The organism is Phycisphaeraceae bacterium, assembly GCA_020851465.1.
In the GTDB taxonomy this organism is placed as follows: domain Bacteria; phylum Planctomycetota; class Phycisphaerae; order Phycisphaerales; family Phycisphaeraceae; genus JADZCR01.
Genome location: JADZCR010000009.1, coordinates 1 through 3,637 on the forward strand (window position 1 = coordinate 1; position 3,637 = coordinate 3,637).

The 3,637-nt window shown below is 58.3% G+C and carries 5 protein-coding genes; 2 read left to right on the forward strand and 3 right to left on the reverse strand.

Translation table 11 applies throughout. From position 1 onward, the window contains the following. Together IT444_10850 and IT444_10855 are read left to right on the forward strand one after the other, a co-directional pair. A partial coding sequence (locus IT444_10850; protein MCC7193268.1) for a UbiA family prenyltransferase occupies nucleotides 1-343 on the forward strand: 343 nt, incomplete at its 5' end. Between the two features lie 4 nt (nucleotides 344-347). Further along, a complete protein-coding gene (locus IT444_10855) occupies nucleotides 348-785 on the forward strand; it encodes a DUF420 domain-containing protein (GenBank protein ID MCC7193269.1) in 438 nt (145 codons plus the stop codon). Nucleotides 786-919: 134 nt separating this feature from the next. Here IT444_10855 and IT444_10860 read toward each other — a convergent pair whose 3' ends face one another. The 3 genes from IT444_10860 to IT444_10870 form a co-directional block, all read right to left on the reverse strand. Next, nucleotides 920-1,432, reverse strand: a complete 513-nt coding sequence (locus tag IT444_10860) for a hypothetical protein (GenBank protein ID MCC7193270.1) — start codon at nucleotides 1,430-1,432, stop codon at nucleotides 920-922. Between the two features lie 183 nt (nucleotides 1,433-1,615). After that, nucleotides 1,616-2,431 (reverse strand): hypothetical protein, encoded by an 816-nt coding sequence (locus IT444_10865; protein ID MCC7193271.1) that lies wholly within the window; start codon nucleotides 2,429-2,431, stop codon nucleotides 1,616-1,618. A 304-nt stretch (nucleotides 2,432-2,735) separates the two neighbouring features. After that, on the reverse strand, nucleotides 2,736-3,554 hold the full coding sequence (locus IT444_10870; protein MCC7193272.1) for a hypothetical protein: 819 nt from the start codon (nucleotides 3,552-3,554) through the stop codon (nucleotides 2,736-2,738). Nucleotides 3,555-3,637 lie beyond the last annotated feature (83 nt).

The window sequence follows — 3,637 nt, forward strand, 5'->3', positions numbered from 1 at the left end:
CCATTTCATGGCGATCGCGTGGATTCATCGTCGCGACTATGCGGCGGTCAACTTTCCAATGTTGCCTGTGCGCGATGCGACCGGTCGTGCAACTGCGCTCTGGTCGCTCATAAACACATTCCTCGTCGTCCTCTGCTCTGCGCTTCCCTGGATTTTCGACCTGGCTTCGGTGTGGTACCTGGCCGCACCGACGCTCCTCGGAGCATGGTTTGTCTGTCGCGCGCTGCTTTTCCTGTCACCCACCGGACGTGAACCTGCTGCGAGACGCCTTTTCCTCGCCTCCATCCTCTGGCTTCCTCTGCAACTCGGGGCGCTTGTCGCCGACCGGATGATCTTTTTTTGACCGCGTGCTCACGATACAGGAAATTCCCGCGCTCAATGCGGCGCTCAACGCAACGGCGACAGTGCTGATGACTGCAGGTTTTGTCTTCATCCGAAGTAAACGCATCGCGGCCCACCGTGCCTGCATGATGTCAGCCGGATTTGTCTCCGCACTTTTTCTGGTCGGATACGTCGCTCACAAGATCCTCGTCCGAGGCGTGCACACACCCTTTGGCGGAGAAGGATGGATCCGGGGTATCTACTTCATCATGCTGATGACGCACATCGTGCTTGCAATGGCGATAGCCCTGCTTGTGCCGCGAACATTCTATCTGGCTTTGACGGGCCAGATCGACCGGCATCGCCGATGGGCCCGATGGACGTTTCCCATCTGGCTGTACGTGAGCGTTACGGGAGTTCTTGTCTATTTCTTCCTGTACCGCTGGTGGCCCGCAGCTTCCTGATCCGAATCATCGGGAAATCTCAGAGGAGTGGAGACAAAATGAGCCCCGGCGGGATGCGCCCGCGGGCACCAACAAAAAGACCGCGCTTCGCAGCGCGGTCTGAGAAAAGCGGAAATCTTGCTGGTCCTGACTTCTTATTTGACCACCAAGACACCCTTCATGCCCGACATGGCGTGCGCGGGGAAGGAGCAGACAAACGGATACTCGCCTGGCTCGGTGGGAGCCTTGAAACTTACCTCGTCAACCTGTTTCGGTCCGAGAAGCTTCGTGTGGACGATCACCTTGCTGGATTCAGCAGCTGGAATGTAATCGGTAGCCTTGGCAGCCACGGCAGCCGTGCAGAAAGCCAACGGATCGGTTCCTGCCTTGAGGAGCACCCAATTGTGGCCCATGGCCTCCTTGGGCAGGGTGCCCTTATTGTGCAACGCGACCTTCAGGCTCTCGCCCGGAGTTGCCTCGATGCGGGTCACCGAAAACTTCATGGTATCCGATGCGTCAATGTTGATGACGCGAGCACCTTGAGCGGCAGCAGCTGCCGGGGCGGGCGCCGCTGAGGATGGAGCCGCAGGTGCTGCGGTTTCCTTCTTTGAACAGCCCACGATCAGGACCAGGGAACAAAGCGATGTAAGGAGGAATGATGATTTCATGTGCCCCGACATCCTACACGAACGCACGTCAAGTGCAACCCATAGATTTGCCCAGAATTTACATTACGGACGCTTCAGGCTATGCGGATGGCTGCCTCAAAAATGCACAACCCCCGTCTGCTCATGGCAGACGGGGGTTGGCGGGTTGATGCCGTCGATTGACGGTACGAACTACTTTCTCGTTTAGCTCAGCAGACGGAGTGCGGTTTGCGAGGAACCGTTCGCCTGTGCGAGCATTGCGGTGCCGGCCTGCACAAGGGTGTTCCAGCGTGCGAGCTGGGTGGACTCTTGGGCAACGTCGACGTCGATGATGCGGCTGTTTGCAGCTTCAAGGTTCGCCTTGTTGACGGTGATCAGCTCGGCTGCAAAGCCGAGGCGGCTCTGTTCAGCACCATTGACTGCACGGAATGTCGCCACGTTCTGCAGCGCCGAGGTGATGTCAGACAACGTGATATCGCCAAGGTCAGTGACGCCGCTGGCGGTAATCGCTCCCACGCCGGACGACGAGCTGGTGAGGTCACGTGCCGCGATCGTCACGCTCGTTCCGCCGTCCTCGGTCACCTGCACGGCAAACGTCGCGCTGGTGCCAAACATGGCGTTTCCATTGAACTTTTCGCTCGATATCGCCGAGAGCTGAGCCTTCAGCGCGGTGAACTCTGAGTCATAGTTCGCGAGGTCGGTCGCGTTCTTGGTCGGATCGGCATAGAGGGTCTTGAGTTCGCTGATGCGATCAAGAACCTTGCCAGCGACTTTGAGCGCGCCGTCCTGCGTCTGGAGAAATGACACTGAGTTGCTGATATTCGTCGCAACCGCGCCGGAACGCTTGGCGGCAGCACTGAGCTTCATTGACACAGCGAGGCCACCGGCGTCGTCAGCCGGGGAGACGATCTTCGAGCCGCTCGAGAGCCGGTTAAGGCTCTTCTGCAGCATGCTATTCGAGGCTGCGAGATTGTTGGAGGCAATCGTCGCGGAGTAGTTGGTGTTAATCACAACTGACATGGTAGTATCTTTCCTTGATGAGTGCGACGTCCGTCGTCGCCACGGGCCTGAAAAGGCGGCGCAGGCCACGCCGATCGGAGCAGGCGCTCCAAAATGTCACCCTGCGAGGGCAAACCGGCTGATGTGGTCATCAAGGGAGATCCTGCTCACGCGCCCCCGCATGAGCGTTATCAACACCCTTTCAAAGAACGAAGGATTTGGGACGGATTGCCATCAACCCGAGGCTTATCCCGTAAGGGGCTCCATCAATCGTGATCCGAAACGAACAATACGCGCTGTGAATTCTCCCCCTACTGGATCAGGATCACTGCAGCAGCCGCAACGCGGCCTGCGTGCTCTGGTTCGCCTGCGCCAGCATTGCCGTACCTGCCTGGACAAGCGTGTTCCAGCGCGCGAGCTGGGTGGATTCCTGGGCGACATCGACGTCGATGATGCGGCTGTTCGCTGCCTCGATATTGGTCTTGTTGACCACAAGGAGCTCGGTCGCGAACGTGAGACGACTCTGCTCAGCACCATTCTGCGCACGAAACGTAGCCACATTCTGAAGGGCCGCAGTCACGTCCGTGAGATTGAGCTGCCCGAGGTTGGTCACACTGGAGGCAACAAGCGATCCGATTCCGGTAGCCGTACTGCCGAGATCTCGCGCAGCGAGGGTCACCGAGGATGAGGTATTGCCGTCTTCGGTGACCATGACCGTGAGGGTTGAGGTACCAAACACCGCCCGGCCGTTGAAAGTTTCCGACGAAAGCGCCGTTAGCTGGGCTTGGAGCGCATTGAATTCCGAGTCATAGTTTGCCAGATCCGTGGCGTTCTTTGTCGGATCCGCGTAAAGCGTTTTCAGCTCACCCAGGCGGTCCAGCACCTTGCCTGCCACCTTGAGCACTCCGTCCTGCGTTTGCAGAAATGAGATCGTATTGCTGATGTTAATCACAGCGGCTCCCGAACGCCGGGCAGCAGCGCTGAGCTTCATTGAGACCGCCAATCCGCCGGCATCGTCGGCCGGGCTGACAATCTTGGAGCCACTGGATAGTCGGTTCAGGCTCTTCTGCAGACTCGCATTTGAAGACGCGAGGTTATTTGCCGCGATGGTCGCGGCCGCATTGGTATTAATGACGACTGACATGGTATCTTCCTTGATTCTGAATACCCATCCGTAGGGTGACGTAACCGAAGGGGGAGTCGGTTCGCTCCGGCCGCACTCATCGC